26 protein-coding genes and 3 pseudogenes are annotated in these 25,907 nt (G+C 70.5%); 14 read left to right on the top strand and 15 right to left on the bottom strand.

Features of this window, described 5'->3' with window-relative positions; genetic code table 11:
* Positions 1 to 12 precede the first annotated feature (12 nt).
* Complete coding sequence (rsgA, locus tag ACFVV1_RS30760) at positions 13 to 1,197, bottom strand: ribosome small subunit-dependent GTPase A (RefSeq protein ID WP_389995882.1); 1,185 nt, start codon at positions 1,195 to 1,197, stop codon at positions 13 to 15.
* 375 nt (positions 1,198 to 1,572) lie between these two features.
* Here rsgA and ACFVV1_RS30765 point away from each other — a divergent pair, with 375 nt between their 5' ends.
* Positions 1,573 to 2,073, top strand: coding sequence for a DUF5949 family protein (locus ACFVV1_RS30765; RefSeq protein WP_389995885.1), 501 nt, complete (start codon positions 1,573 to 1,575; stop codon positions 2,071 to 2,073).
* Positions 2,074 to 2,239: 166 nt separating this feature from the next.
* Here the strand turns inward: ACFVV1_RS30765 and ACFVV1_RS30770 are convergent, their stop codons facing one another.
* From ACFVV1_RS30770 to ACFVV1_RS30795, 6 genes are all read right to left on the bottom strand, one after another.
* Positions 2,240 to 2,650 (bottom strand): rodlin, encoded by a 411-nt coding sequence (locus tag ACFVV1_RS30770; RefSeq protein ID WP_389995887.1) that lies wholly within the window; start codon positions 2,648 to 2,650, stop codon positions 2,240 to 2,242.
* Positions 2,651 to 2,768: 118 nt separating this feature from the next.
* Positions 2,769 to 2,960 carry a hypothetical protein gene (locus tag ACFVV1_RS30775; RefSeq protein ID WP_389995890.1) on the bottom strand — a complete coding sequence of 64 codons (192 nt, stop codon included), beginning with the start codon at positions 2,958 to 2,960 and terminating at the stop codon, positions 2,769 to 2,771.
* A 254-nt stretch (positions 2,961 to 3,214) separates the two neighbouring features.
* The gene (locus ACFVV1_RS30780; RefSeq protein WP_389995892.1) at positions 3,215 to 3,625 is read right to left on the bottom strand and encodes a rodlin; all 411 of its coding nucleotides are present in this window, start codon (positions 3,623 to 3,625) and stop codon (positions 3,215 to 3,217) included.
* A gap of 151 nt (positions 3,626 to 3,776) precedes the next feature.
* Positions 3,777 to 4,067, bottom strand: a complete 291-nt coding sequence (locus ACFVV1_RS30785) for a hypothetical protein (protein ID WP_389995895.1) — start codon at positions 4,065 to 4,067, stop codon at positions 3,777 to 3,779.
* Positions 4,068 to 4,311: 244 nt separating this feature from the next.
* Complete coding sequence (locus tag ACFVV1_RS30790; RefSeq protein WP_389995897.1) at positions 4,312 to 4,545, bottom strand: chaplin; 234 nt, start codon at positions 4,543 to 4,545, stop codon at positions 4,312 to 4,314.
* Positions 4,546 to 4,838: 293 nt separating this feature from the next.
* The gene (locus ACFVV1_RS30795) at positions 4,839 to 5,240 is read right to left on the bottom strand and encodes a rodlin (protein ID WP_389995899.1); all 402 of its coding nucleotides are present in this window, start codon (positions 5,238 to 5,240) and stop codon (positions 4,839 to 4,841) included.
* 368 nt (positions 5,241 to 5,608) lie between these two features.
* Between ACFVV1_RS30795 and ACFVV1_RS30800 the strand changes: the two genes are divergently transcribed.
* Positions 5,609 to 6,505, top strand: coding sequence for a chaplin (locus tag ACFVV1_RS30800; protein WP_389995902.1), 897 nt, complete (start codon positions 5,609 to 5,611; stop codon positions 6,503 to 6,505).
* Between the two features lie 113 nt (positions 6,506 to 6,618).
* On the opposite strand, the gene ACFVV1_RS30805 is transcribed toward ACFVV1_RS30800, so the two are convergent.
* The 5 genes from ACFVV1_RS30805 to ACFVV1_RS30825 all read right to left on the bottom strand — a co-directional run bounded on the left by ACFVV1_RS30805 (position 6,619) and on the right by ACFVV1_RS30825 (position 13,325).
* Positions 6,619 to 7,554, bottom strand: a complete 936-nt coding sequence (locus tag ACFVV1_RS30805; RefSeq protein ID WP_389995905.1) for a dihydrodipicolinate synthase family protein — start codon at positions 7,552 to 7,554, stop codon at positions 6,619 to 6,621.
* Positions 7,551 to 8,558, bottom strand: coding sequence for an oligopeptide/dipeptide ABC transporter ATP-binding protein (locus ACFVV1_RS30810; RefSeq protein WP_389995908.1), 1,008 nt, complete (start codon positions 8,556 to 8,558; stop codon positions 7,551 to 7,553). Before ACFVV1_RS30810 ends, ACFVV1_RS30805 begins: the two co-directional genes overlap by 4 nt.
* Positions 8,555 to 10,522 carry a dipeptide/oligopeptide/nickel ABC transporter permease/ATP-binding protein gene (locus tag ACFVV1_RS30815; protein WP_389995911.1) on the bottom strand — a complete coding sequence of 656 codons (1,968 nt, stop codon included), beginning with the start codon at positions 10,520 to 10,522 and terminating at the stop codon, positions 8,555 to 8,557. The genes ACFVV1_RS30810 and ACFVV1_RS30815 overlap by 4 nt, the downstream gene beginning before the upstream one ends.
* 1 nt (position 10,523) lies before the next feature.
* A complete protein-coding gene (locus ACFVV1_RS30820; RefSeq protein WP_389995913.1) occupies positions 10,524 to 11,474 on the bottom strand; it encodes an ABC transporter permease in 951 nt (316 codons plus the stop codon).
* A 255-nt stretch (positions 11,475 to 11,729) separates the two neighbouring features.
* Positions 11,730 to 13,325, bottom strand: coding sequence for an ABC transporter substrate-binding protein (locus ACFVV1_RS30825; protein WP_389995916.1), 1,596 nt, complete (start codon positions 13,323 to 13,325; stop codon positions 11,730 to 11,732).
* 169 nt (positions 13,326 to 13,494) lie between these two features.
* Between ACFVV1_RS30825 and ACFVV1_RS30830 the strand changes: the two genes are divergently transcribed.
* The 4 genes and pseudogenes from ACFVV1_RS30830 (at position 13,495) to ACFVV1_RS30845 (ending at position 16,916) form a co-directional block, all read left to right on the top strand.
* Positions 13,495 to 14,226 carry a FadR/GntR family transcriptional regulator gene (locus tag ACFVV1_RS30830; protein WP_389995918.1) on the top strand — a complete coding sequence of 244 codons (732 nt, stop codon included), beginning with the start codon at positions 13,495 to 13,497 and terminating at the stop codon, positions 14,224 to 14,226.
* A gap of 186 nt (positions 14,227 to 14,412) precedes the next feature.
* Positions 14,413 to 15,426, top strand: coding sequence for an acetylxylan esterase (locus tag ACFVV1_RS30835; RefSeq protein ID WP_389995920.1), 1,014 nt, complete (start codon positions 14,413 to 14,415; stop codon positions 15,424 to 15,426).
* A 7-nt stretch (positions 15,427 to 15,433) separates the two neighbouring features.
* A pseudogene (locus ACFVV1_RS30840) lies at positions 15,434 to 15,595 on the top strand (exo-alpha-sialidase); the annotation flags it as partial.
* Positions 15,596 to 15,728: 133 nt separating this feature from the next.
* On the top strand, positions 15,729 to 16,916 hold the full coding sequence (locus ACFVV1_RS30845) for an FAD-dependent monooxygenase (protein WP_389995922.1): 1,188 nt from the start codon (positions 15,729 to 15,731) through the stop codon (positions 16,914 to 16,916).
* A gap of 22 nt (positions 16,917 to 16,938) precedes the next feature.
* On the opposite strand, the pseudogene ACFVV1_RS30850 reads toward ACFVV1_RS30845, so the two are convergent.
* Positions 16,939 to 17,247, bottom strand: a pseudogene (locus tag ACFVV1_RS30850) (ATP-binding cassette domain-containing protein); the annotation flags it as partial.
* Positions 17,247 to 17,945 (bottom strand): FadR/GntR family transcriptional regulator, encoded by a 699-nt coding sequence (locus tag ACFVV1_RS30855; protein ID WP_389995924.1) that lies wholly within the window; start codon positions 17,943 to 17,945, stop codon positions 17,247 to 17,249. The gene ACFVV1_RS30855 and the pseudogene ACFVV1_RS30850, both read right to left, overlap by 1 nt.
* A 156-nt stretch (positions 17,946 to 18,101) precedes the next feature.
* On the opposite strand from ACFVV1_RS30855, the gene ACFVV1_RS30860 reads away from it, so the two are divergent.
* The 6 genes from ACFVV1_RS30860 to ACFVV1_RS30885 all read left to right on the top strand — a co-directional run bounded on the left by ACFVV1_RS30860 (position 18,102) and on the right by ACFVV1_RS30885 (position 24,028).
* Positions 18,102 to 19,061, top strand: a complete 960-nt coding sequence (locus ACFVV1_RS30860; protein WP_389995926.1) for a dihydrodipicolinate synthase family protein — start codon at positions 18,102 to 18,104, stop codon at positions 19,059 to 19,061.
* Positions 19,058 to 20,038 (top strand): ROK family protein, encoded by a 981-nt coding sequence (locus ACFVV1_RS30865; protein ID WP_389995928.1) that lies wholly within the window; start codon positions 19,058 to 19,060, stop codon positions 20,036 to 20,038. The genes ACFVV1_RS30860 and ACFVV1_RS30865 overlap by 4 nt, the downstream gene beginning before the upstream one ends.
* Entirely contained in the window at positions 20,035 to 20,715 is a 681-nt protein-coding gene (locus ACFVV1_RS30870) for an N-acetylmannosamine-6-phosphate 2-epimerase (RefSeq protein WP_389995930.1), read from the top strand. Before ACFVV1_RS30865 ends, ACFVV1_RS30870 begins: the two co-directional genes overlap by 4 nt.
* Positions 20,716 to 20,779: 64 nt before the next feature.
* Positions 20,780 to 22,249 carry a sialate:H+ symport family MFS transporter gene (locus ACFVV1_RS30875; RefSeq protein WP_389995932.1) on the top strand — a complete coding sequence of 490 codons (1,470 nt, stop codon included), beginning with the start codon at positions 20,780 to 20,782 and terminating at the stop codon, positions 22,247 to 22,249.
* Positions 22,250 to 22,279: 30 nt separating this feature from the next.
* Positions 22,280 to 22,405: a hypothetical protein gene (locus ACFVV1_RS30880; protein WP_389995934.1), complete on the top strand. Its 126-nt coding sequence runs from the start codon at positions 22,280 to 22,282 to the stop codon at positions 22,403 to 22,405.
* Between the two features lie 75 nt (positions 22,406 to 22,480).
* Positions 22,481 to 24,028 (top strand): 3-hydroxyacyl-CoA dehydrogenase, encoded by a 1,548-nt coding sequence (locus ACFVV1_RS30885; RefSeq protein WP_389995937.1) that lies wholly within the window; start codon positions 22,481 to 22,483, stop codon positions 24,026 to 24,028.
* Between the two features lie 78 nt (positions 24,029 to 24,106).
* Here ACFVV1_RS30885 and ACFVV1_RS30890 read toward each other — a convergent pair.
* A pseudogene (locus ACFVV1_RS30890) lies at positions 24,107 to 24,496 on the bottom strand (YdeI family protein); the annotation flags it as partial.
* On the opposite strand from ACFVV1_RS30890, the gene ACFVV1_RS30895 reads away from it, so the two are divergent.
* Together ACFVV1_RS30895 and sigJ are read left to right on the top strand one after the other, a co-directional pair.
* Positions 24,441 to 24,683, top strand: coding sequence for a hypothetical protein (locus ACFVV1_RS30895; protein ID WP_389995939.1), 243 nt, complete (start codon positions 24,441 to 24,443; stop codon positions 24,681 to 24,683). The pseudogene ACFVV1_RS30890 and the gene ACFVV1_RS30895 sit on opposite strands and share 56 nt — an antisense overlap.
* Positions 24,684 to 24,996: 313 nt before the next feature.
* Positions 24,997 to 25,896, top strand: coding sequence for an RNA polymerase sigma factor SigJ (gene sigJ / locus ACFVV1_RS30900; protein ID WP_389995942.1), 900 nt, complete (start codon positions 24,997 to 24,999; stop codon positions 25,894 to 25,896).
* Positions 25,897 to 25,907: the final 11 nt, after the last annotated feature.

Below are 25,907 nucleotides of genomic sequence, written 5' to 3' on the forward strand. Positions count from 1 at the left end.
GCGACCCGCGGGCTACCGCACCCGACCCCGCTTCGCGTCCATGGCCGCCCGCCCCTCGGCGCCCTTGCGCTTCCACCCCCGCAGCATTTCGGACCGCACCCGGGCATCGGTCTTGGCGACGATGCGCTGGTTCTCGCGGAGCAGCTTGCGGAAGCTGTCCAGGCGCCGCTCGGGCAGCGAACCGTCCTCGACCGCGGCGAGTACCGCACAGCCGGGCTCCGACTCATGGGCGCAGTCGTGGAACCGGCACTGCTCGGCGAGCTCCTCGATCTCGGAGAAGACCTGGCCGACGCCGGTCTCCGCATCCCAGAGGCCGACACCACGCAGTCCGGGCGTGTCGATCAGTACGCCCCCGGAGGGCAGAACCAGCAGATTGCGGGTCGTGGTGGTGTGCCGGCCCTTGCCGTCGACGTCACGGGCGGCCTGCACCTCCATCACGTCGCGGCCGAGCAGGGTGTTGGCGAGGGTCGACTTGCCCGTGCCGGACACCCCGAGCAGCACACTCGTGCCGCCCGAGACGATCGCGGCGAAGACATCGAGCCCCTCCCCGGTGGCGGAGCTGACGGGCAGCACCCGGACACCGGGCGCGATCGCCTCGATGTCCTGGACGAGGTACGACAGCGTGGCGGTGTCCGGCACCAGGTCGGCCTTGGTCAGCACCAGGACCGGCTGGGCGGCGCCGTCCGCGGCGGACGCCCCGTCACGCAGCAGCGCGTCACCACTGCAGCTGGACATGGCGAGCGCAAGGAACCGCTCCACCCGCCCCAGGTCGAGCTCCACGGCCAGCGAGACGCAGATGGCGATGTGGTCGACGTTGGTGGCGAGCACCTGCCCTTCGGAGCGCTTCGACGACGTCGAGCGGACGAAGGCCGTACGCCGCGGGAGCAGCGTCCGTACGAATTGCGGGTCTCCGTCGGGGTCGACGGCGACCCAGTCGCCCGTGCAGACGATCCGCATCGGATCGCGCGGGACGACGAAGGCGGTGTCGGCCCGGAGCGTGCCGTACGGGGTGACCACGTCGCACTGCCCGCGGTCCACCCGCACCACGCGTCCGGGCAGCAGACCCTGCTCGGCGTACGGAGCGAATGCGGCAGCCCAGTCGTCGTCCCAGCCGTACGGGGACAGCGGATGCGACACGGACGCGCCCCGAAGAGAAGAAGAAAGGGACGAGGAGGACGGAGAAGAGGGGAAAGACAAGGGAAACCCTTCACAGGGTGGCCCCGGCAACGCGCGTACATGCGCGGAGAGTTGAGGAGAAGTCAGCCGGCGACCACGGGGGTGGGAACGATGCTCTTCTGGTTGTGGGCAACGCCCATCGCAACGACAGTCATCAATGTCCTCACCTCCTGGTTCAAGCACGGGCCCGACACCGGCGGTTCTTCCCCGCCGTCCGGAACGCTGCACACGATAGCCCGCGGCCATCGGGTGGCGTCAACACATTTATCCACGCCGTCCGCCGGCCCGCATCCGGAAAAGCGCCTCGCCCGCATTGGTCGGAGATATCTGTGAATCTCCCTCGATCAGGTGATACGCATGCACAACGACCGGTCTCAGGCCGTTAGGGTGCCGGGCATGACCTCACCCCAGACCGCCACCGGCACGTTCACCCAGGCCCGGTTGGGCACGATCACACTGATCGGGTGGAGCGGCGAACACCCCGATGGCGGCTCCGATGTCGCCTTTCTCCTCGTCTACTCGCTCGGCGACGGGACGGACGGCCCGGCCGCCGGTGAGGCCGCGATGCGCGTGGCCCTGGAGCGCAGCGGACTGCCGGTCGGCGCCGGCCCGGTGTACGCCGCCGAGACGCCGGGCCTCCCGGTGAAGCTGCTCGTCCAGGCCGGTCAGGCCGTGCTGACGCTGCCTCACTTCACGGCGCAGTACCCCGCACCGCCCGAGTGGCTGGCCGCGGCAAAGCAGCGGGGCGAGGTGCACACGATGTTCGCCACCCGTCCTTGGCCCGAAGGCACGCCGGGCCGGCCGGTCAGCGAGGAACTGCTGCGGTCGTTCGCAGCCGACGCGGAGGTCATCATGACCTCCGCGCACTGCGTCCTTCCGGTACGCAGCCTGGGCTGAGCCGCCCCGTACGCCGGATGCCCACCGCCCCCCGTGGAACGGTGGGCATCGTCATGCGTGGAGCCCCGGGGCCGCGCCCCGGATACTTCTCGGCCGTGCCGTGCACCGGAATGCGGGCGATCGCGGGGGGAGGGGGTTCCCGCGATCGCCCGCATTCACGCGGGTGTCAGCTGTTGCCGATGCCGTTGCCCGAGAGCACCGGGATGTCGTCCACGAGGTGCGACAGCGCCTCGTCGCCCTTGGCCTGGGTGGAGTTCTCGGTGCACTGCTGGTTCTGCGGCGAGGCCAGCACATTGACGTCCCGGGCCGCGACCGGCACGGGCACACCGACGAGCGAACCCGCGTCGGCCTTGAGCGGCAGGCCCACGCAGGCCTTGTTCAGCGCGCCCTGGACGAGCTGGAACTGCGGGCTGCCGTCGCCCTGGGTCACGCTGTTGCCGAACGAGTCCGCGGCGTCGTTGCCGTTGACCGACGCGGTGCCCTCGTCGTTGCCGATCGCCATGGCCGAGGGGGCCGCGGCGGCGGACAGACCGATCAGGGACACGGCCACTGCTGCGCCGGCCATCATCTTCTTCATCAGGCTTCACCTTTCGGAGCGTCCCGTTGTGGAACGTGCTGATCGACCCGCTACGGAAGCGCCGGTTCCGCACTACCACTCAAATGGGTTCGATACGGTGTGAGTTCGACGCACCCCCTCACCCGTCGAAGGCTTCGTCGGACGTACGGGCGGCGGGCACGCGACTTCCCGCGCAGGGCCGCTCGGGAGGGGCCGGCTCCGGTCCGCCGCGGGTCGCCTGCCATTCGGCGAGCAGCCGGTCGTAGATGGGTGTGGCGTCCTGTGCGTGTCGCTGCCGACCGCAGGGGTGTTGGCTGTCGTACTGGTCCATGGTTGGCCCTTACCCGGTGCGACGGGTGACGCCCGCCGTCACTACGGCAACCGGCCCAGTCCGCCCGCCCCTTCGAGGGGACGGCACACACGACGTGGGGCCGGCACATCCGGGCCGCCGACGATCGGCTGCCGCGTGGATGTGCCGGCCCCACGGTGTTTCACGTACTGCGGGCAAGCGGGCTCGAAGCCGCACGTGGTGAAGTCCTCGACAGGTCCGAGGAATCAGCGGCGAGCGACCGGAGCCTTATGGTCCTAGTTGTTGCCGGTGCCGTTGCCGGAGAGCACCGGGATGTCGTCCACGAGGTGCGACAGTGCCTCGTCACCCTTGGCCTGGGTGGAGTTCTCGGTGCACTGCTGGTTCTGCGGCGAGGCCAGCACATTGACGTCCTGGACCGGGACCGGGACGGCGCCGAGGACCGAACCGACATTGGCCTTGGCCGGAAGGGCGATGCAGGGCTTGTTGAGCGAGCCCTGCATGAGCGCGAACTGCGGGCTCCAGTCACCGTGGGTGGCGGAGTTGCCGTACGACTGGACGGCTTCGTTGCCGTTGACCGACATCGTGCCACTGTCGTCGCCGACGGCCATGGCCTGCGGGGCGATCGCGGCGGAGACACCGACGATCGAAGCAGCGACGGCTGCCGAGGCCATAATCTTCTTGATCATTGAATAGCCCTTCTGGGTTTTCTCTTGCTCGCCTGCCCGAGCTCACTGAGCAACTCAAGGCGACAGGGATGGTTGTGCCGATTCACTCGAACGGTGCTTCCGCTGCCCGGAGGTCCGCCGCACAGGCAGGGAAGAGCCGTGGCGTGACGGGTCAGCTGCCGAGCGGCAGGCCGCCCATCAGCGGGGCCGCGCCCTGGGCCGCACCGGTCGCCTGGCCGGCCAGCTTGGTGACGGTGCCGTTCTTCTGCATCGAATCGGCGGCTCCGCCGACCGTGTCGACGATCGGGTCGACAGCCTGCGGTGCGCTTTCCACCACCTGGTTGACGCCGCCGTTGAGGCTGAAGTTGGGGGCCGTGGTGGTGGTAACGGCGAAGGCAGGAGCAGCCGTTCCCAGAGCAGCCACGGAACCGGCAACGAACGCAGCGGTCTTCGCGTACTTCACTTTCGGGTTCCCTTCTGCAGCGGCATCCGTTTCGGCCGCGTATCCGCGCCGCACCAGCCTTCTTTAGCCGTGACTTCTGCCGCTTTTCACCTTGGGTAACGATGTGGTTGCACCCGGGCAACTGGACGGGGCCGCTTTTCTCGGCACCCTTCGATCGAATACCGGAAAAGGGGAAGGCCCCGGATCGCATCGAATGCGTTCCGGGGCCTTCCCGTCATGAGCGTTCGGCTCGGCCGACCAGAGGTCAGGAGGTGGTGCAGGTGCCGCCGAAGGCGGGGTTGACCAGGCCGATCACGCTAACGCTGTTGCCGCAGAGGTTGAGCGGAACGTGGACCGGGACCTGGACGACATTGCCGGACGCGACGCCCGGGGAGTTGTTGGCGGCGCCATCGGCGCCGGAGTCGGCGAAGGCGGGGGCGGCGGCACCGACCGCCATCAGGGTTCCGGCGGCGATGGCGGCAACCTTGGCGTACTTCACTTTTGTCCCTTTCTTTGACGGAGTCCGGAGCGGTCACGTCTTTCGTGCCGCACGAGCGCGGTCCTGATCACTCGTAACTCCGCCGCTGCAATTCGTAACGATTTAGGACCGCAGTCGAAACTCTTCAGGAAGAAGATTCTCGAAAAAACAGCCCGGATGGAGCAGTATCGATCGCTCGACGTCGCGGGCGGGATCACCGGCCCATTCGGGCGCCGATACCGGGAAGGGAAACAGCGGGCCCGGGCCGCGCGGAGGAGGAAGGCCGGCGGCCCGGGCCTGTCACTGCGGCTGGATCAGCTGTTGCCGGTACCGTTGCCGGAGAGCACCGGGATGTCGTCCACGAGGTGCGACAGCGGCTCGTCACCCTTGGCCTGGGTGGAGTTCTCGGTGCACTGCTGGTTCTGCGGCGAGGCCAGCACGTTGACGTCCTGGGCCGCGACCGGGACAAGACCGACGAGCGAGCCGGCATTGGCCTTGGCGGGCAGGCCGATGCAGGGCTTGTTCAGGCTGCCCTGGACCAGGCCGAACTGCGGGCTGCCGTCACCATGGGTCTCAGCGTTGCCGAAGGACTGCGGGGCTCCGTTGCCGTTGACCGACGTCGTGCCGCCGTCGTCTCCGATCGCCATGGCCTGGGTGGCGCCCAGACCGAGGATAAAGGCGGCCACAGCGCCCGTAGCCAGAACCTTCTTGATCACGATTAACCCTTCTCGTACCGGATGCCCCGTACCGGAGCCCCCTGCCCAACTCGCGATCGGACGTTTGGTTCTCTCCGTTCACCCGAATGCCCGGGGGTGGCGTCGCCATGAACGCGCATACGTAATCCGTTCGAGCGATCACAAGATTTCCACCCATTTTCGCGTTTCCTCGACAATCCCCCCTCGTTATGGATGTCACCAAGCGTGCGGCTCCGTTCGGTGTTCACCCTGCGGAAGAGCGGAAGAACCGCCGCTTGCCGACTCATGCATGAAGAACCCGGGGTGACGTTCCCGGCAGAAGCTGCACCGCGTGATGAATTAACCGCGAGCATCGCGCTCGCGCGAAGTGTCCTAGGAAAGGGCAATCAATGCGAAAAGCCTTGAGCAAGAGCGTGCTGGTGATGGCAGCGGCGTCGGGCATTCTGACCGCGGCCGGCGGATACGCGTTCGCGGACGCCTCCGCCGATGGTGCCGCCGTCGGTTCGCCGGGCGTCGGCTCGGGCAACGCCGTGCAGGTGCCGGTGCACGTTCCCGTCAACGTGTGCGGCAACACGGTCAATGTGATCGGTCTGTTGAACCCGGCGTTCGGCAACAAGTGCGCGAACGAGGGCGGCGGAAGCAACAACGGCGGCAAGGGGGCGAGCGCCGAAGGCACCACGGCTCAATCTCCCGGTGTGCTGTCCGGCAACGTCGTCCAGGCTCCCGTGGACGTTCCGGTCAACGTGTGCGGCAACAGCGTCGATGTCGTCGGTCTGCTGAACCCGGCGTTCGGCAACGAGTGCGTGAACGGGAGCGGGCCGGGCACCGAGCCGCCGGTGGAGCCCCCGGTGGTCACGCCGCCGGTCGTCACGCCGCCGGTCACTCCCCCGGTAGTCACGCCGCCGGTCACGCCTCCCGTGGTCACACCGCCGGTCACGCCTCCTGTGGTCACGCCCCCGGTGGTCACGCCTCCGGTAGTCACACCGCCGGTCACGCCTCCCGTGGTCACGCCCCCGGTCACGCCTCCGGTAGTCACACCGCCGGTCACGCCCCCGGTGGTCACACCCCCCGTCACGCCCGCCGTGGTCACACCCCCGGTCACGCCCCGCACCGATGAACCGCGGAATGGCAATGATCCCAGGGTCACCGCCGGGGGCCCGATCACCACCGCGGAGCTGGCGCACACGGGTGCCGACACCAGCCTGGGCCTGGCCGGTGCGGCGAGCGCCGCGATGGTGCTCGGCGGAACCCTGCTGTACCGCCGTACTCGCGCGTCGAGGAAGTGACCGGCGCAGCCGGTAGGTAGCAGACAGAAGCACTGAGGTGTGTGGGTACGGCCGAGGCTGTACCCACACACCTCAGTGTGTTCTTCGCAACTCAGTGTGTTCTTCGCAACCCGTCAGACCCGGGAGAGCCCCGCGCGGTCCAGGCAGTCCGCGATCGTGGCGGTCTCCGCCGCGTCCAGCCGGCGCATCGGCGGGCTCACCATGTTGGTGGCGATGATCCCGCGCAGCATGAGGGCCGACTTGAACGCGCCGAGACCGGCGGCGGTGGCGGAAGCCGTGCCGGGGCGGGCCGCGCGAACGATGTCGAACAGTGCGACGAGGCGGTCCTGTTCGGCGCGTGCGGTGGCCCAGTCGCCACGTACCGCGGCCTCGTGAAGGCGTACGTATCCGTGCGGGTCCACATTGCCGAGCCCGGGGACGGAACCGTCCGCGCCGCCGAGCATCATCGCGTCCACGACCAGTTCGTGCCCCGTGAGCACGGAGAACTCCGGCAGCTCTCGGGCGCCGATGGCCAGACGGCGGAACGAGCCGTCGTCGCCGCTGGAGTCCTTCACCCCGGCCAGCACACCGTCCGCGGCGAGCGGCAGCAACAGTTCCGGGTCGAGTTTGCTGTGGACGCAGACCGGCACGTCGTACGCGAGGAGCGGCACGTCGACGGCGGCGGCGACGTCCCGGAAGTGGCGGTCGATCTCGGTGTCGTGCGTGCGTGTGTAGAACGGGGCGGTGACGACGACTGCGTCGGCGCCGAGCCCTTGGGCGGCGCGGGCCCGTTCGATCGCACGGTCGGTGGTGGTCTCGATCGCTCCGACGAGGACCGGGACCTGGCCGGCCGAGGCGGCCGTGACGACCTTGATGACCTCGTCCTGCCGGCGGGGCGTCAGATAGGCGGTCTCGCCGGAGCTGCCGAGGGCGAACAGGCCGCCGACACCGCCGTCGAGCAGATGCCCCACGACCCTCTCCAGGGAGGGCCGGTCGATCTCGCCGTCCGCGGTGAGCGGGGTGACTACGGGCGGGATCACTCCGGAGTAACGGGGTGTTCGGGCGGTCATGTGGTGCTCCTTGCGGCCGGTACGGCGGACTGGTCCCCGCCGGGGGTGGCGGGGCTCTGGGGGTGGACGCAGTGCCAGCGATGTTCCCCCGGTCCGGCGCTCTCCGCGGGAAAGACCGTGGCGCAGGCGTCGTCCGCCTTCCAGCAGCGGGTGCGGAAGGGGCAGCCGGACGGCGGGTTGGTGGCCGAGGGGACCGGGCCGGTGAGCACGATCCGTTCAGTGGTCTCCAGCAGGCTGGGGGTCGCCGAGAGCAGCGCCTCGGTGTACGGGTGCGCGGGGGCATCCGCGACATCGGACGCGCGCCCCTCCTCGACGATCCGGCCGAGGTAGAGGACGGCGATGCGGTCGGCGAGGTAGCGCACGGTCTGGATGTCGTGCGAGATGAACACCATGCCGAGACCCAGACGTTCGCGCAGGTCGACCAGGAGGTTGAGGACCTGGGCGCGGACGGAGACGTCGAGGGCGGAGGTCGGTTCGTCGGCGACGATCAGTTCCGGTTCGAGGGCCAGGGCGCGGGCGATGGCGACGCGCTGGCGCTGGCCGCCGGAGAGCTGTCCGGGAAGTGCGGCGAGGGTGTGGCCGGGCAGGCCGACCAGGTCGAGGAGTTCCTCGACGCGTGCCTCGCGCTCTTCCCGGGTGCCCCGCCTGTGCACATCGAGCGGGTCACGGAGGATGTGGCGGACCGTGAGCCGGGGGTTGAGAGCGGTGGAGGGGTCCTGGAAGACGACGCCGACGGTGGAGCCGAAATCGTCGCGGCGCTGCGCCGCGGACATCTTCCACAGGTCGCGGCCGTGAAAGCGGACCTCGCCCTCGGTGGGCTTCTGCAGGCCGGTCAGTACCCGGGCGAGGGTGGACTTGCCGCAGCCGGACTCGCCGACCAGGCCGACGATCTCGCCCCGTTCGATCGCCAGGGTGGCGTCGGTGAGGGCGTGCACGGCGTCCCGGCGGAAGACTCCGCCGCTGCGTGCCTTGTGGCGTACGTGGACGCCGTCGAGCCTGATCACAGGGCGCTCCCTTCCAGCTGGGCGGCCTTCGCCGGGTGGTGGCAGGCGAAGCCGTGGTCGTTCGCGGCGCCGCGTGCGGTGAGTTCGGGTGCGGTCGTGCGGCACAGTTCGGTGGCGGTGGTGCAGCGTGAGGCGAACCGGCAGCCGGTGCCGAAGCCCTGGGGTGCGGGGACGATGCCGCGGATCTGGTGCAGCCGGTCGGCGCCCGCTTCCAGGGAGACGACGGAGCCGAGCAGGCCGCGGCTGTAGCGGTGGGTGGGGGCGGTGAGTACGGAGCGGGTGGCGCCGATCTCCGCGAGGCGGCCCGCGTACATCACGGCGACACGGTGCGAGAGGTCGCCGACGAGCGCGAGGTCGTGCGAGACGAGGACCATCGCGAAGCCGAGTTCGTCGCGCAGCTGGACGAGGAGTTCGACGACCTGGGCCTGGACGGTGACGTCGAGGGCGGTGGTCGGTTCGTCGGCGATGAGCAGGCGGGGGCTGCGGGAGAGCGCCATGGCGATCAGGACGCGCTGGCGCTGGCCGCCGGAGAGCTCGTGGGGGTAGCTGCGCAGGGTGCGTTCGGGTGCGAGGCCGACGAGATCGAGGAGTTCGGCGGGGGTCTTCGTACCTCCGCGCGAGGTGAGCTGCTTCAGCTGGGTGCCGACGAGGACGGACGGGTTGAGGGAGGAGAGCGCGTCCTGGTAGACCATCGCGATCTCCGGGCCCATCAGGGCGCGGCGTTCCTTCGGCGGGAGCTTCAGCAGGTCCCGGCCGCGGTACAGGATCTCGCCGCTGACTTCGGCGTTGCGGGCGAGCAGGCCCATGACGGCGAGGCTGGTGATGGACTTGCCGCAGCCGGACTCACCGACCAGGCCGAGTGTTTCGCCCTCGTGGACGGTGAAGTTCAGCGCGTCGACGACGGGGATCTCGGCGTAACGGTCGGGGAAGCGGATCGCCAGGTCCCGTACGACGAGCAGTTCGGCGGCGTCCTCCCGTACCGGCTTGATGAACGGTTCGGTGGCGTTGACGCGGTCCGCGAGCTTGGCGAGGGCGGCGTCGATGTCCACGGTGGAGGTGGCCTCGACCGGGTCGGGTGCGGTGGCCGTGGCGGGGTCGACGGCGGGGCGGGCGCTCTTCGGGGCCGCGGAGGCGTCCGTGAGCCCCTCGGAGAGGATGTTGAGCGCGAGGACGGTGATCAGCAGCGCGAGGCCGGGGAAGAACGTCGCCCACCAGCCGCCGGCAAGGAGGATCTGCCGGCCGTAGGCGAGGACGCTGCCCCAGCTGGGGTCGGGGTCCTGCACTCCGGCGCCGATGAACGAGAGGCTGGCCTCGAAGATGATCGCCTCGGCGACCATGACGGTGGCGAACACCATGACCGGGGCCATGCAGTTGACGGCGACGTGGCGGAGCACGATGTATCCGCGGCGGGCGCCGATGACCTTCTCGGCGGCGACGTAGTCCTCGCCGTACTGGGACAGCACATTGGCGCGGACCACGCGGGCCAGCGAGGGGGTGTAGACGAAGGCGATGGTGAAGATGATCACCGGAATGCTGGTGCCGAAGACCGCGACGAGGACGGCGGCCAGCGCGATCGGCGGGAAGGACATCACGACGTCCAGGGTGCGCATCACGGACTCGTCGCCGAGCTTGCGCGAGGTGGCGGCGATGGAGCCGAGCAGTGCGCCGGCGACCAGTGCCAGGGCGGTCGCGCCGAGACCGATGATCAGCGAGTACCGCGAGCCGTGCACGACCCGGGCGAAGACGTCGCGGCCGGCCCGGTCGGTGCCGAACCAGTGGGCGCCGCTGGGGGCCTGGACCGGGGTGCCGGTGGTCAGCGGGTCCTGGGTGAACAGCGGGGCGAGTACGGCGCCGAGGACGACGACGATCAGCACGCCGAGGGCGATGCGGGAGGTGACCGGGAGGGCGCGGAACGCGATGCCGGGTCGGGACAGCTTGTTGGCCAGACGGCCGGTGGCGAACATGTCACACCGTCCTGATGCGCGGGTTGACCAGCAGGTAGAGCAGGTCGACGATGACGTTGACCACCAGGAACGCGATGGCGATGGTCAGTACGGTGCCCTGGACCAGGGCGACATCGCCGCCGGTGACACCTTCGAGGATGAGCTTGCCCATGCCGGGCAGGTCGAAGATCGCTTCGATGACGACGGCGCCGCTGAGCATGTAGCCGACCTTGATGCCGAGCACGGTCAGCGGAGTGACGAGCGCGTTGCGCAGTACCGAGCGGATCACCAGCAGCGGCGGGAGGCCGTTGCCGCGGGCGGTGCGGACGTAGTCGCGGTCGAGTTCGGCGACCATCGAGGTCCGTACGAGACGGGCGAGGGAGGCCGAGACCGGGAGCGCCAGCGAGATGGCGGGCAGCGCCATGGTGGTGAGCCAGCCACTGAGGGAGTCGGCCGGGTTGGTGTAGCCACCGGTCGGGAAGATCCGGGTGTTCAGCGCGAACTGCTGGATGAGCAGCACGCCGAGCCAGAAGGACGGGATGGCGACGCCGGCCATGGACAGGACCCGGAACAGCTGGTCGGGCCAGCGGTCCCGGTACATCGCGCCGACCACACCGAACAGGACGGCCAGGATCACCGCGAGGATCAGCCCGAGGAAGGTCAGCTGGAGGGTGAGCGGAAAGGCGGCCGTGATCCGGTCCAGTACGGGCTGGCTCGGCGGGACGGTCATCCCGAGGTCGAAGTGGAGCAGTTGGCCCAGGAAGTGGAAGTACCGGACCGGGAGCGGGTCGTTGAGGCCGCTGGCCTCGGCGAAGGCCGCACGGGCCTCGGGGGTGGCGCTCTCCCCGAGCGCGTTGAAGGCCGGGTCGACCGGCGAGAACTGCAGCACCACGAAGACGAGCAGCGCGATACCGAGGATCATCACCGGCATCATCGCGACGCGGCGCAGCGCGAGCCGGAGAAAAGCAACCATCGTCGGGTTCCTTGTGGTTGGGCGGTCTGGGGTCTTTCGTTTGGATCAGGCCGGATCAGGGAGCGGCCCTCCGCGGAGCGGCTGATGTCACCGTGGTGCCGTGCGGAGCCGAGAGCTGAGGAAGGCCGACGACAACGCGGCGAGGCGCGGCACCAGGCCCCGCGAGCCCGGCCTGATCCGAACGAGAGGCCCCAGGTCCGGGACACCTGGGTCGAGCAGGTGTACCGGACCGGGCGATCGGGCGCCGGGTGCCGGTCAGGCGCGGCTGACGTCCAGGAAGGACAGGCCCGTGGTGGGCAGCGGCTTGAAGCCGGGCAGGGCCTTGTCGTTCCAGGCCGTAGGCAGTTTGCGGTGCAGGATCGGGTAGAGCGCGGCCTCGTCGGCGACGAGGTCGGTGACCTCGCCCCACAGCTCCTTGCGCTTCGCCTCGTCGGTGGCCCGGGCCGCCTTGTCGAGGGTCTGCTTGACCTTCTTGTACGCGGCGGACTTGCCCCAGCCGTAGCGGCTCTCGGGCCAGAAGCCGTAGTAGAACCAGCGCAGCAGGAGGTCGGCGTCGTTGCCGAAGACGGACGGGTCGCCGGGGGCGACCAGCACGTCGAAGGCACCCTTGTCGATCTTGGCGTACTGGGCCGGGGACTGGGCGATGTCGAGGGTGACCTTGACGCCGGCCGCCTCCCAGCTCTCCTTCAGCAGCGGGGCGATGTCCTTGACCCAGCCGGTGTCGGTGGTGAGGACGGTGAAGGAGAGGTTCTTCGCGCCGGCCTCGGCGAGCAGCTGCTTCGCCTTGGCCACGTCGTGGGTGTAGACCGTGGCGGCCTTGTGGTAGTCGGGGTGGGTGGCGGGGACGTACCCGGTGGCCGGTGCGGCGTTGCCGACCATCGCGGTGGAGATGATCTTCTCGGTGTCCAGGGCGTAGTGCAGGGCCTGGCGCACGCGCTTGTCGGCGAACCGCTTGTCGGCGGTGTTGAACATCAGGAAGAGCAGACCGAAGGACTGGACGGACTCGGTCTTCGAGGAGCCGGAGAGGCGCTTGACGTCGATGTAGGGGACGTCCTCGATGGCCTGGACCCGGCCCGACTCCATGGCGCTGACGCGCGCCGACTGGTCGGACATCAGGCGCCAGATCATCTTCTTGGCCTTGGCCGGGTGCGCGCCGTTGTACTTGTCGTACGCCTCGAAGACGATCTTGTCCTCGCGGGTCGCTTCGACGAACTTGTACGGTCCGGAGCCGACGGGCTCGGCGTCGAAGGCCTTCGGGTCCGGCTCGACGATCTTCTTCGGGACGATCCGGGCCACGGCTATGCGGGACGGGAAGAGTGCGAAGGGGTACTTCAGCTTGAACTCGACCGTGCCCGCGTCGATGGCCTTCACCGTGTCGATGAAGGGCACGAACTGCGCCATGAGGGAGGCGTTCTTCGGGTCCAGGATGCGTTCGAAGCTGAACACCACGTCGTCGGCGGTGACGGCCGATCCGTCGTGGAAGGTCGCGCCCTTGCGGAGGGTGGCCCGGTAGGTGGTGGCGTTGATCTTCTTCGGCATCTCGGTGGCGAGCGCGGGGCGGGCCACGAGTGTTGCCGGATCGAGATCCACGAGACCCTCGAAGATGTGCATATTGGCGGCGTACGGAGTCGCGCCCGAGGTGATCATGGGGTCGAAGCCGGTCGACAGGGGGTACGAGAGGCCGGCCTCGATGAGGCCGTTGCCACTGCCCTTGGCCGCCGTGCCGTCGGCGGTCGATGACGGTCCGCCACAGGCGGCAAGGCTCGCCGTGATGGCGGCTGCCGCACCGACAGCGCTGGTGTAACGCAGGAAGGTGCGGCGCTCGACACCGGCTGGTCTCAGCTCGGGCACGGGTCCTCCAGGGACGTCGAAGGTGAAACGTGGGGCGGGAACAGGCGTCGGAACGCGGGATCGCGAAGGCCAAGAAGCCTGGAGCATCAGACGTCAGATGTCTGATGCCTTGATAGCGTGGGAACGTAGCTTGACAATCGAGAGGGGTCAAGAGGTGGGGAGTTCACATATGTCCGGTACGAGGCCAGGACGGCAGCTGCTCCGGCAGGAAGTCGTCGACGGCATCAAGCGCTACATCCTGGAGAAGCGGCTGCGCCCCGGAGATCCGCTGCCCACCGAGCCGGCCCTGTGCGAGGCGCTGGGCGCCAGCCGTTCCAGCGTCCGCGAGGCGGTCAAGATCCTCAACGCGCTGGACATCGTGGAGGTGCGGCACGGACACGGCACCTACGTGGGCAGGCTGAGCCTGTCCGCCCTGGTGGAGAGCCTGACCTTCCGCGGCCTGCTCTCCCCCGACGACGACTTCCAGGTGATGGCCGACCTCGTCGACGTACGCGAACTCTTCGAGCGCGGCATGGCCGACCGGATCGTCTCGATGCTCAGCCCGGAGCAGCTCGACGCGCTGGACGGACTGGTCGCCACCATGCGCGAGACCGGCGCGCAGGACGGACACGGCTTCGTGGCGGCCGACCGGGCGTTCCACGCGCTGCTGGTGACCCCGCTCGGCAACGACCTGATCGGCCAGCTCTCGATGGCGTTCTGGGACGTGTACACGATCGTCGCGCCGCACCTCGACGGATTCACCCACGCCGACGAGATGGCCACGATCGCGGCACACCAGAACATCGTGGACGCCGCACGGGCCGGCGACATCGCCGGATTCATGAAGGCACTCGCCGACCACTACGCCCCGGTCAGGCGCCGGATCTCCGAGGCCCGGGCCCGCGACAACGCGGCGGGCTGACCAGCCCGCCACCCCTCCCGGAGGGATGAAGCCGCGCCCCGCCGAGGGCCGGGCCGGGCGGGACCCTTGACGGCCGCCGTGAGCGCTGCCTAGGGTCCGTGTGCCGACAGGACATCTGACGTCTTCTGTCTGGCCGTTCAGCGTTCAGCATCCCAGCACCGCGGTTCCATCCAGAAGGGCACCTTCATGCCGTTGACGGACCTCTCGCTCGCCGACTGTCGCGACTACCGGCCCGAATTGCCCGTTCCAGTCGATTTCGATGCCTTCTGGTCGAGCACCCTGGGCGCGGCGCCCGCCGCCGACGGGCGCGGTCGGGCGGAGAAGCCGGTGTTCACACCCGTCGACACCGGGCTCGCCCAGATCCGTACGTACGACGTGACCGTGCCCGGCTTCGCCGGACGGCCGGTCCACGGTCGGCTGCACCTGCCGGCCGGGGCCACCGAACCGCTCGGCTGCATCGTCGAGTTCCTGGGGTACGGGCGCGGACGCGGCCTCGCCCACGAGAACCTGCTCTGGGCGTCCGCCGGTCACGCGCACCTGATCATGGACACCCGCGGTCAGGGCTGGTCGGCCGCGGAGGGCTCCACCGCCGATACGGACGCCGGCGCGGCAGGCACCGTACCCGGCTTCCTCACCCGTGGCATCGAGAGCCCCGAAACGTACTACTACCGAAGGGTGTTCACCGACGCGGTGCGCTGCGTCGAGGCCATGCGCGCCCATCCCGAGGTCGACCCCGGCCGGATCGTCGTCACCGGGGTCAGCCAGGGCGGCGGCGTCGCCCTGGCGGTGTCGGGGCTCGTGCCGGGGCTGGCCGGGGTGATGCCGGATGTGCCGTTCCTCTGCAACTTCCGGCGTGCCGCGGAGATTTCGGGCCGGCCGCCGTACACCGAGATCGCCGAATATCTGAAGCTCCACCGCGACCGCACCGAGACGGTGTTCACCACCCTGTCGCACTTCGACGCCGCACTGCTCGCCACCCGCGCCACCGCTCCCGCGCTTTTCTCGATCGCGATGATGGACGAGATCTGCCCGCCCTCCACCTGCTTCACCGCCTACAACCACTACGCGGGCCCCAAGGACGTACGGGTCTACGAGTTCAACGGGCACGAGGGCGGCGCGGCGTATCAGCAGCGGGAGCAACTGGCCTGGGTGCGTTCCCTGTTCGCCGGCCCGCCGTCGGGGCGGGCCGGTCACTCCTGACCGGAGGCGCCAGGTCGGCATCCCGGCGCTCAACCCGGGCCAGGGCGCCGACATCAAGGTCCCGGTCACCGTGGCGTCCGGCGCCACGGGCAGCGCCGAGCTCACCGCCACCTACCGGGCCAGTGGCAAGCAGGCCTCCGGCAGCACGACGGTGACCGTGACTCCGTGACGGTGACGCCGCCGTGACTCCGTAGCCGTCCCGGACCTCCGGGAGGTGCCGCGCGTCCCCGTCCCGCACCGAACCGGGTGCGACGATGTGGGCGTTCAGTACCTCCCGGAGCGTCAGAACAGGTGGTAGCGCGGTGGCAGTGACAGGCTTGCGCATCGGGGTGGTCGGCGGCAGTGTCGCCGGCTGTGCCATGGCGATCGCGGGGGCACGCGCCGGGGCGGATGTCACCGTCCACGAGCGCAGCGACGGCGAGTTGCAGGACCGGGGGTTCGGCATCGTCATCCCGCCGGACCTGCATCGGGAGCTGGTCGCGGGCGGGTATCTGGGCGCGGACATGCCGACGACGCCCGTCGCCACCCGTGTCTGGCTCGCCCGGGCCCCGGGGCAGCGGTCGGCGCGGGAACTGGCGCGGTGGACGAGTCCGGTGACGCCGTGCAACTGGGGCCTGTTGTGGCGGGCGTTGCGTTCGAATATCGGGGAGAGCGCGTACCACCGGGGGCTGCCCGTCAGCTCCGTCGACCGGACCTCGGCCGGCCGCGCTCTGATCCGTACCGCGGACGGGGAGCGGGAGTACGACATCGTCGTCGGGGCCGATGGGCACCGTTCCGTCACCCGCGAGCTGATCGCACCGGAGGTACGGCCGGCTCCCGCCGGATACCTGGTGTGGCGGGGCACGATTGCGCTGACCGCGCTGCGCGACCATCCGAAACAGCTCCACCTGCTGGAGACCGCCTGGATCACGCTGGGGTTTCCGCGCGGGCACGGTGTCTTCTACCTGATTCCGGGGGCCGCGCCGGGGTCGCGTCTGCTGGCCTACGCCATCTACGGGTTTCCCCCGGCGGCGACGGATGCGCAGGCCCCGGTCTCCCCCGCGTATGTACGGAGCATCGCCGAGGAGCACTTCCCGGCGGAGTGGGCCGACATCGTCGCCCGGGGCGAGCACGCCGCCCAGGCGCTCCATCCGGTCGCCGACTTCGTCGTGCCCCGGGCCGCTCAGGCGCCGTTCCTGCTGGCGGGCGACGCGGCGAGCGTCACCAGGCCGCACACCGCCAGCGGCGCGGTCAAGGCGCTCCAGGACGCGTGGTGTCTGGAGCGGGCGCTGCGTGGTTCCTCCTCTGCGGCCGAGGCGTTGCACCGGTACGCGGACGAGCGCACCGCCGAGGGGGTGCGCCTGGTCCAGCTGGGCCGCAGGCTGGGGCGTGAACTGGTGGAGCACACGCCGGACTGGGCGGCGATGGGGCCCGCCGACGTGGACGCGTGGAGCCGTGCCGCGTTGAACGGCGCGAGCAGCTACTTGTACGGCAGCGTCCAGCAGCGGTGACGGGCCCCGTCACCGGGCGGGTTCAGCGGCCGGGCAGCGCGGGCGAGGCCGCGGCGGTCAGCGTGGCCATGTCCACGACCCGGTCGGCGGCCTCCGCCACGGCCGGGTCGTGCGTGGCCACGACGGTGACGCACTGATCCTGGCGGGTGCGTTCGGCGAGGAGTCCGGCCGGCTCGGCCGCCTGTGAGCGGTCGACGGCCGCGGTCGGTTCGTCGACCAGGAGAAGTTTCGGGGTGAGGAAGAGGGCACGGGCGAGGGCGACGCGCCGGCGTTCGCCGCCGGAGAGCTGTTCGGGGCGGTGGCGCAGCCGGTGGCCGGGGCCGACCCCGGTCACGAGGCCGGTGGCGGTTCGAGACGGGTGCGGATGCCGTCGAAGTGGGTGCGCATGGCGCGTACCGCGCGTTCGCCGTCGGCCGCCGCGACCGCAGCGACGATCTCGCGGTGCTGGGCGCAGGTGGTCACCGGGTCCTGATGACCGTCGTCGAGGTCCTCGCGCACCCGGTCCATGGCCGCCCAGAAGGCGTCCAGCACCTCACTGAGCAGGTGGTTGTCGAGTGAGGCGTAGAGCGCGAGGTGGAAGGCGCGGTCGGTGCCGCGCGCCACCCGGCCGTCGCGGCGCGCCTCCGCCTCCATCGTCGCCACGAGGCCGCGCAGCACGTCGAGATCCTCGTCGGGGATACCGGCCGTGACGGCGCCGACCAGGCCCGTCTCCAACGCCTCCCGCACCTTCATCAGCTCGAAGAGACCCGGCTCGCCCTGCCGGTGACGGACGGCGGCCCGGAAGGCGAGCCCCTCGGCGAAGGGCGACAGGGAGAGCGACCCGACGAAGGTGCCGAAGCCGCGGCGGATCTCCACGACGTTGACGGCCTGGAGCGCCTTGAGGGCCTCGCGCACCGACACCCGGCCGACGCCGAAGAGCTCCATCAGTTCCGTCTCGGTGGGCAGCGCGTCGCCGGGGGCGAGTCCGCGTTCCAGGATCAGTTCCTTGAGCCGGCGCTCTATGTCCTGAGCCATGGTGGGGCGCGCCACTACGTCCTCCTGAGGTGCGATTGCCCCTTGACCGGTCACAGGGGCACCTGTTTAAGGTGAGGTCAGACATAGGACATCTTACGTCTCATGTCTCGCTCCGTGCAGCCGCTTCGGGCCACGGATGATCGGTGCATCGACCAAGCTGGAGCCCCCACCATGTCTCTGACCGCACCCCTGCACGGCGTCGTCCCGCCGGTCTGCACCCCGCTCGACCCCCAGGGGGAGGTCGACACCGCGTCCCTCGCCAGGCTCGTCGAGCACCTCATCGGTGGTGGTGTGCACGGACTGTTCGCGCTCGGATCCACCAGCGAGGTCGCGTACCTCACCGATGAACAGCGCGCCACGACGCTGGAGACCGTGGTCAACGTGACCGACGGCAGGGTTCCGGTGCTGGCCGGTGTCATCGACACCACCACCGCACGCGTGATCGAGCACGCCAGGTCCGCCGCCGGGCTGGGTGCGGACGCCCTGGTCGCGACCGCGCCCTTCTACACCCGCACCCACGGCAAGGAGATCGCCCAGCACTTCCGGCGGCTGCGCGCGGCGGTCGACCTGCCGCTGTTCGCGTACGACATCCCGGCCGCCGTGCACAGCAAGCTCTCCGCCGCACTGGTCCGCGAACTCGCCGAGGACGGCACCCTGGCCGGGCTCAAGGACAGCAGCGGCGACGAGGGCGGACTGCGCCGGCTGCTCGTCGGACTGGGCGGCCGCGACGGCCGCAAGGACGGCCCCGCACCGCGGTTCAGCGTGCTCACGGGTTCCGAACTCACCGTGGACGCGGCCCTGTTGGCCGGGGTCGACGGTGTCGTACCGGGCATCGGCAATGTCGACCCGGCCGGGTATGTCCGGCTGTACGACGCCGCGCGGGACGGGAACTGGGCGCTCGCCGCGAAGGAGCAGAAGCGGCTCGTCGAGCTGTTCGGCATGGTCGACGTCGGGCCGGAGGCGGACATGGGCCGCAGCTCCTCGGCGCTCGGCTCGTTCAAGGCGGCGCTCCAGCTGCTCGGCATCATCCAGTGCGGTGACACCGCGTTCCCGCAGATCCAGCTGAGTGCCGAGTCGGTCGCTCTGGTCGCCCAGCGCCTGCGCGCCGCCGGTCTGCCGCCGGTCCGATGAACTCCGCACCCCTGTACGCCGGCACCGGCGCCGTCGTGATCGGCCTCGATCTCGGCGGTACGAAGATCGCCGCCGCGCTCTTCGGCGCGGACGGCACGGCCCTGGCCAGGCACACCCGGCCCACCCCGGCCCGGGACGGCGCGCCGGCCGTGCTGGACGCGCTCGCCGAAGCCGCCGTCACCGTCGATCCGGGACGGCTGGCCACGGCGATCGGTGTCGCCGCCGCCGGGGTCGTCGACCCCCGTACCGGCATGGTCACCAGTGCCACCGATGCCATCCGCGACTGGGCGGGCACCGCGCTGGGCACCGGCCTCGCTGACCGTACCGGGTCCCCGGTGGCCTGCGACAACGACGTACGTGCCACGGCCGGACCGGAACTGGCGGCGCTGAACGCCCCGGGGCCGGGTCGCGGGTCGACCGGCCACGGGTCGTTGCTGTTCGCGGCCATCGGTACGGGGGTGGGCGGTGCCGTCGCCGTCGACGGGCGGATGCTGCACGGCGCCGCCGGTATCGCCGGGCATCTCGGCCATCTGCCCAGCCCCGAGGCGGCCGGACTGCCCTGTACCTGCGGCGCCACCGGGCATCTGGAGGTCATCGCCTCCGGACCCGGCATCGCCGCCCACTACGAGCGGCTGACCGGCTCCCCCGTCGACCGGCTCGAAACCGTCGCCGCTCGTGCCGCGCGGGGCGACGCGGCCGCCGTCCGCGCCATCACCACCGGCGCGGCCGCCACCGGCCACGTACTCGGCGGGCTCGCCAACGCCCTGGGACCCGACCGGGTCGTCGTCGGCGGCGGAGTGCCGCGGATCGGCCCGCTGTACGGGGATGCCCTGGCCGCGGCCTTCACCGCGGAGCTGATGCCGCCGCTGCGTGGGCTCGTACCCGAGCCACCGCTGTTCGGCGCCGACGCGGCCGTACTCGGCGCCGCCGCCCTGACCACCACCCTTCCCCTCCACCACCCGGGAGCCCTTCGATGAGCGCACAGGAACTGGCCGACTCCCTCCAGGGCAAGCTGATCGTGTCCTGTCAGGCACCTCCCGGCGACCCCATGCGGGAGACCGGCACCCTCGTCCGGCTCGCGCGGTCGGCCGTCGCCGGTGGCGGCGCCGCGATCCGCGCCAATGAGCCGGACGTCGTCGCCGCGATCGTCGAGGCCGTGGATCTGCCGGTCATCGGTCTGTGGAAGGACGGTGACGTCGGCGTCTACATCACCCCGACCGTCCGGCACGCCCTGGCCGTCGCCGAGGCCGGCGCCGCCGTCGTCGCCGCGGACGCCACCGACCGGCCGCGCCCCGACGGTTCCACCTTCGCCGAGCTGGTCGCGGCGGTCCACGCGGCGGGCGCCCTGGTCATGGCCGATGTCTCCACGCTCGCCGAGGGCATCGCGGCGGCCGGGCAGGGCGCGGACTTCGTCTCCACCACCCTCGCCGGCTACGTGCCCGGCACACCGAAGCAGACCGGCCCCGATCTCGGCCTGGTCGCCGCGCTCTCCGCCGCGATCGATGTCCCCGTGGTCGCCGAAGGCCGTATCAACACCCCCGAGGACGCCGCCGAAGCCCTGGCCCGCGGCGCCCACAGTGTCGTCGTCGGCACGGCCATCACCGCCCCCACCGCCCTGACCGCCCGCTTCGTCGCAGGCATGACCCGGCCCTGATCCCTCCCCACCACGCGGGCCGGCCGCTCAAAGGCGAGTTGCCGTCCCGCATCCTGGAGTCACCGTGCACACCACAACACCCCCCACGCTCCCCTGGTATCGCGAGGTGAGCGGTACCCAGTGGAAGTCGTTCCTGGCCGCCTGGATCGGCTATGTCCTCGACGGCTTCGACTTCGTGCTGATCACGCTCGTCCTCACCGAGATCAGTGACGACTTCGGCCTGAGCACGGTGCAGGCCGCCAGCCTGATCTCCGGTGCGTTCATCACCCGCTGGCTGGGCGGTGCGGTACTCGGCGCCCTCAGCGACCGGTACGGCCGCAAACTCTCCATGATCCTGAGCATTCTGCTGTACTCGCTCGGCACCTTCGCCTGCGGATTCGCCTGGAACTACCAGAGCCTGTTCGCCGCCCGGCTCGCCATCGGCATGGGCATGGCCGGTGAGTACAGCGCCAGCGCCACGTACGTCATGGAGAGCTGGCCGGCGAGGCTCCGCAGCCGGGCCAGCGGCTTCCTGATCTCCGGTTTCTCGGTCGGCTCGGTGCTCGCCGCGCAGGTCTACAACTGGGTGGTGCCGTCGCTCGGCTGGCGGTGGATGTTCTACATCGGCCTGATCCCGATCGCCATCGCGCTGTGGATGCGGCGCACGCTGCCGGAGGCCGAGGAGTGGACGGAGACCGTCGCGGACGAGGGAGCCAAGCCCAATCCGTTCCGGCCGCTGTTCGTGACGCGCGGCAGGGCCGTCGTCAACGCGGTCCTGGTCGTCCTCGCCACCGTCTCGCTCTTCCTCGTCTTCACGCCGGGCGGTGCCGGAATGGTTCCGGTCCTCTCGGTGGTCGCCGGACTCGCGCTCGCCGCGTTCGCCGTGCAGCTCGGCGGGAAGCGGAGCTGGTTGCTGTATCTGTCGATGATCGTGACGCTGTTCTTCGCGTTCCTGTATTCGTGGCCGATCCAGGCGCTGCTGCCCACGTATCTGAAGACCGAACTCGGCTACACCACCGGCCAGGTCACCGATGTCCTGTACTTCGCGGGCTTCGGCACCATGGTCGGCTGCTGGACCGCGGGATTCCTCGGTGACCGGATAGGCGCGAAGAAGGCGTACGCGCTGACGCTGCTGGCCTCGTTGGCCTTCGTGTACCCGGTCTTCGCCGTGCACGACAATCTGCTGCTGCTCGGGATCCTGCTCTTCCTGCTGCAGGCGACCAGCTTCGGCATCTCCGGGCTGCTGCCCCGCTACATCGGCGGGCACTTCCCGACCGGGAGCCGCGGTGCCGCGCTGGGCTTCACGTACAACGTGGGAGCGCTCGGCGGCGCCGTGGCCCCGGTCCTCGGAGCACATCTGGCGTCCGGGATGGACCTGGGCCAGGCACTGGCGGTGCTGACCTTCGCGGGCACGGTGATCGTGGTGCTCCTGGTCGGCTTCGATGTGCCGGCCCGGCTGAACCGGCTGACGGACCCGGACGCGGAACGGGACCATCTCGCGGTGCCACTGGCGACGGAGCGCGGCGAGGCCTCACCCGCGACGGCTTCCGGCTGACCCAACGGGAACGCGGGGCGGGGCGGGGCGGTGTTCACCGTCCCGCCCCGCCCCCTGTCGGTCGCCGACACGGTCGGGACCGTACCGCTGCCGACCGCGGCCGAACTGCGACTGCTGCGTGAGGACGTGGACCCGGACCGCGTCTATCTTCGCTGAGACGCATCACATGCCACACCCCGATCACCTGTCATACCCGATCACATGTCACACCCTGAGAGGACCGCAATCGCCATGCGTATCAGGATCGTCGGCGCCGGGGCCATGGGCCGCGGCATCGCCCAGTGGGCGGCGACCGCCGGACACACCGTCGAGCTGTGCGACGTACGTACGGAGGCGGTGACGGCCGCCGTGGACTTCGTACGGTCCATGCTCGAACGGGCCGTGCAGAAGGGCCGGATGTCCGCCGAGGACCGTACCGCCGCCCTGGAGCGGCTGATCCCGCTGGACGACCCGTGGGCACAGGGCCCGGACGTCGAGCTGGCCATCGAGGCCGTGCGGGAGGACCCCGACACCAAGACGGAGGTCTTCGGCCGGCTGGAGCGGGCGCTGCCCGCGACGGCCGTCTTCGCGACCAACACCTCGTCCCTGTCGGTCACCCGGATCGCCGCGGCGCTGAAGGATCCGACGCGCCTGGCCGGGCTGCACTTCTTCAACCCGGTACCGCTGATGAAGATCGTCGAGATCGTGCCGGGCGCGGCCACCCGCCCGGAGATCCCGGCGGCCCTCACCGCCCTCGTCGAGAGCTGCGGACACCGCGCGGTCACGGTCGCCGACACCCCCGGCTTCCTGGTCAATCACGCCGGGCGCGGCCTGGTGACCGAGGCCCTCGCCCTGCTGGAGGAGGCGGTCGCCGACCCGGCGGACATCGACCGGATCGCCCGTGACGTGCTCGGCCTGCGGATGGGCCCGTTCGAGCTGATGGACCTCACCGGTCTGGATGTGACGGCCGCGGTGATCGACTCGATCTGGCAGGGCTTCCGGTACGCGGACCGGCTCCGCCCCTCCTACCTCACCCCGAACCGGGTGGTCGCGGGACTGCACGGCCGCAAGACCGGGCGCGGCTGGTTCGCGTACGGCCCCGACGCACCGGCCCCGGTTCCGGAGCCGCCGGTCACGGGGGATGCGGACCGCCCGGTGTACGTGGTCGGGGGCGCGGCGGAGCCGGACGCGACCGCACTGCGGCGGACGCTCACCGCGGCGGGCGCCGTCGTCGAGAGCGGTGCGGAGCCGTCCGCCGATGCGCTGGTGCTGGTCCCGGTCTGGGGTACGACGGTGGCCGCCGCGGTCGCCGCGCACGGACTGCCCGCCACGCGCACGTTCGGCACGGACCCACTGGCCGCGGCCGGGAAGCGCCGGGTGCTGGCCGTTACCCCGGCGGCGGACCCGGCTGCCGCACGGGATGCCCGTGCGGTGCTGGCGCGGGCGGCGGAGGACGGCGGCGAGCCGTACGCGGTGTCGGTGGTACGGGACACGGCGGGTTCGGTCGCACAGCGGCTGCTGGCCTCGATCGTCTCCGTCGCCGCGTCGATCGCCGAGCGTTCCCTCGCCACCCCGGCGGACATCGATCTCGCCGTCACCACCGGTCTCGGCTATCCGGTCGGGCCGCTGGCCTGGGGGGACCGGATCGGCGCTGACCGGATGCTGCGGCTGCACCGGTCGCTGCACACGACGACGGGCGACCCGCGTCACCGCCCGACCCGCTGGGTCACCGAACGCGCCCAACTCGGCCTGGCGCTGGCGGACCCGGGCACGGTGCCCGCCGACTGCCTGGACCACTAGCCGGCCGTCCTGGCCGGACAGGGTGCGCAGGGCCTTGTCGAGCCGGGCCCGGCGGGTCTCGGGGGTGCGAGCCTGGTGCAGGGGCAGGACCAGCAGGTAGCGGCCGGTCCTGACGAGGGCCTCAAAGGCGGCCTCGGCCTCGGGACAGCCGTCGAGGGCCGCCCCGAGGTCGGGCGGCGCGGTCGCCGTCTTCTGCGACGCGTAGGCCGCGCCCCACCGCCCGTCCCGCCGCGCCCTGCGGACCTCGGCCGGCCCAGGCTCGCGCATCCGGCCGACGGCCGTCAGCCGCTCGACCTTCTCCGCCTTCACTTGCGACCACAGGCTCCGGGGCCTGCGAGGCACGTACTTCTGCAGGTAGTGACGGTCGTCGAGGGCGCGGCCCGGCCCCGGGATCCAGCCGTAGCGGAGACCGATGTCCACCAGCTCGTCCGAGCTGACCGAGGGGATGCCCGAGCCCTTCCTCGCCATCTTGATCCACACGCCTTCCTGGCGCGTGTGGTGCCCGGCCAGCCATGTCTCGAAGGCCGTGCCGTCCGCGAAGGCGCTGATCTCCGCACCGTCGAGCTGCTCCTTGCGGCTCAACCTCTGGGGTGTCCGCAAAGTGGGCCTCGACCCCAGATCTTGGGCACTTGAGACGTGGATCTTGAGGATCTGACAACGGACATCTTGTGGCTCATGCGAACCGATCCTGACGCATGGGCCGACCCCCACGAGATCGCAACCAGACTCCCCTTCGCCCACCGAAGCCAGACGTCCGGCCACCAATCGAGACGACGTCTCCGCATGACACCGCGGGCCACTGGTGAGACGTGGATCACATTTTTGGAGCGGATGTCACACTCCGGGTGCCTGGATCGCTCTCAGTTCGGAATGCATCTGCGACGGAAGGCCCTACGATGCACTATCCCCCGCCGGACTCACAGGCAGCCTTGTCCGAAGGCAGCCCGCGGGAGGCGGCGTCAGATCCGGTGGCGAACACCGCGACACAGGTGTTCAACGACCACCGTGAGCTGCTGTTCTCCATCGTCTACAACGTGCTCGGCAGCGTCGCCGACACCGAGGACGTGTTGCAGGAGACATGGCTGTCGTGGACGACCAGAAACCAGGCACCGAGCGCGGAGCGGATCGACAACCCGCGCGCCTACCTGGTGCGGATCGCGGTGAACCGGGCCCTCGCCCACCAGGCCACCATCAGCCGCCGCCGTGAAACATACATCGGGACATGGCTGCCTGAACCGCTCGTCAGCCCCCTCACCGACACTCTCGTCCTCGACGATGCCGCTGATGCGACAGTGCGCGCCGAGTCGGTGTCGATGGCGCTGCTGGTGATCCTGGAAACCCTCACTCCACTGGAACGCGGGGTGTTCGTCCTGCACGAGGTGTTCGGCTACGCCCACACCGAGATCGCAGAAATCCTCGGCCGCAGTCCCTCGGCGATTCGCCAGCTCGCCCATCGCGCCCGCGAGCACGTCCACGCCCGACGCCCCCGCTACGAGCCCGACCCGCACGTCCGGCAGCAGGTGACCGAACAATTCCTGGCCGCCGCGCTCGGCGGTGACCTGGACGCCCTCCTGCAGATCCTGGCGCCGGAGGTGACCCTCTGGGGTGACGGCGGAGGCAAGGCAGCGGGGGGCCTGCGGCCGCTCCGCGGCCGGGAAAAGGTCGCCCGCCTGCTCGCCGCTGTCGCCCCCCACTCCGGCAAGGGCCTCAACATCGCCTACCGCAGCGTCAACGGCGCCCCGTCGGCGCTGCTGTTCGTCGGCGACACCGCCTACGCCGTCCTCGTCCTCGACCTCACTCCGGACGGCAACCAGGTGTGCGGGATCTACGCCGTCGCCAATCCCGACAAGCTCTCTCACGTCGACTGAACACCGAGGAA

The organism is Streptomyces sp. NPDC058092, assembly GCF_042884935.1.
GTDB lineage: Bacteria > Actinomycetota > Actinomycetes > Streptomycetales > Streptomycetaceae > Streptomyces.

Bases quoted from the DNA above. Each gene is read 5' to 3' on its own strand.
- ACFVV1_RS30765 (WP_389995885.1), top strand. From the start codon at position 1,573: ATGACCTCACCCCAGACCGCCACCGGCACGTTCACCCAGGCCCGGTTG.
- ACFVV1_RS30770 (WP_389995887.1), bottom strand. From the start codon at position 2,650: ATGAAGAAGATGATGGCCGGCGCAGCAGTGGCCGTGTCCCTGATCGGT.
- ACFVV1_RS30775 (WP_389995890.1), bottom strand. From the start codon at position 2,960: ATGGACCAGTACGACAGCCAACACCCCTGCGGTCGGCAGCGACACGCA.
- ACFVV1_RS30780 (WP_389995892.1), bottom strand. From the start codon at position 3,625: ATGATCAAGAAGATTATGGCCTCGGCAGCCGTCGCTGCTTCGATCGTC.
- ACFVV1_RS30800 (WP_389995902.1), top strand. From the start codon at position 5,609: ATGCGAAAAGCCTTGAGCAAGAGCGTGCTGGTGATGGCAGCGGCGTCG.
- ACFVV1_RS30805 (WP_389995905.1), bottom strand. From the start codon at position 7,554: ATGACCGCCCGAACACCCCGTTACTCCGGAGTGATCCCGCCCGTAGTC.
- ACFVV1_RS30815 (WP_389995911.1), bottom strand. From the start codon at position 10,522: ATGTTCGCCACCGGCCGTCTGGCCAACAAGCTGTCCCGACCCGGCATC.
- ACFVV1_RS30820 (WP_389995913.1), bottom strand. From the start codon at position 11,474: ATGGTTGCTTTTCTCCGGCTCGCGCTGCGCCGCGTCGCGATGATGCCG.
- ACFVV1_RS30830 (WP_389995918.1), top strand. From the start codon at position 13,495: ATGTCCGGTACGAGGCCAGGACGGCAGCTGCTCCGGCAGGAAGTCGTC.
- ACFVV1_RS30835 (WP_389995920.1), top strand. From the start codon at position 14,413: ATGCCGTTGACGGACCTCTCGCTCGCCGACTGTCGCGACTACCGGCCC.
- ACFVV1_RS30860 (WP_389995926.1), top strand. From the start codon at position 18,102: ATGTCTCTGACCGCACCCCTGCACGGCGTCGTCCCGCCGGTCTGCACC.
- ACFVV1_RS30865 (WP_389995928.1), top strand. From the start codon at position 19,058: ATGAACTCCGCACCCCTGTACGCCGGCACCGGCGCCGTCGTGATCGGC.
- ACFVV1_RS30870 (WP_389995930.1), top strand. From the start codon at position 20,035: ATGAGCGCACAGGAACTGGCCGACTCCCTCCAGGGCAAGCTGATCGTG.
- ACFVV1_RS30885 (WP_389995937.1), top strand. From the start codon at position 22,481: ATGCGTATCAGGATCGTCGGCGCCGGGGCCATGGGCCGCGGCATCGCC.
- ACFVV1_RS30895 (WP_389995939.1), top strand. From the start codon at position 24,441: ATGTCCACCAGCTCGTCCGAGCTGACCGAGGGGATGCCCGAGCCCTTC.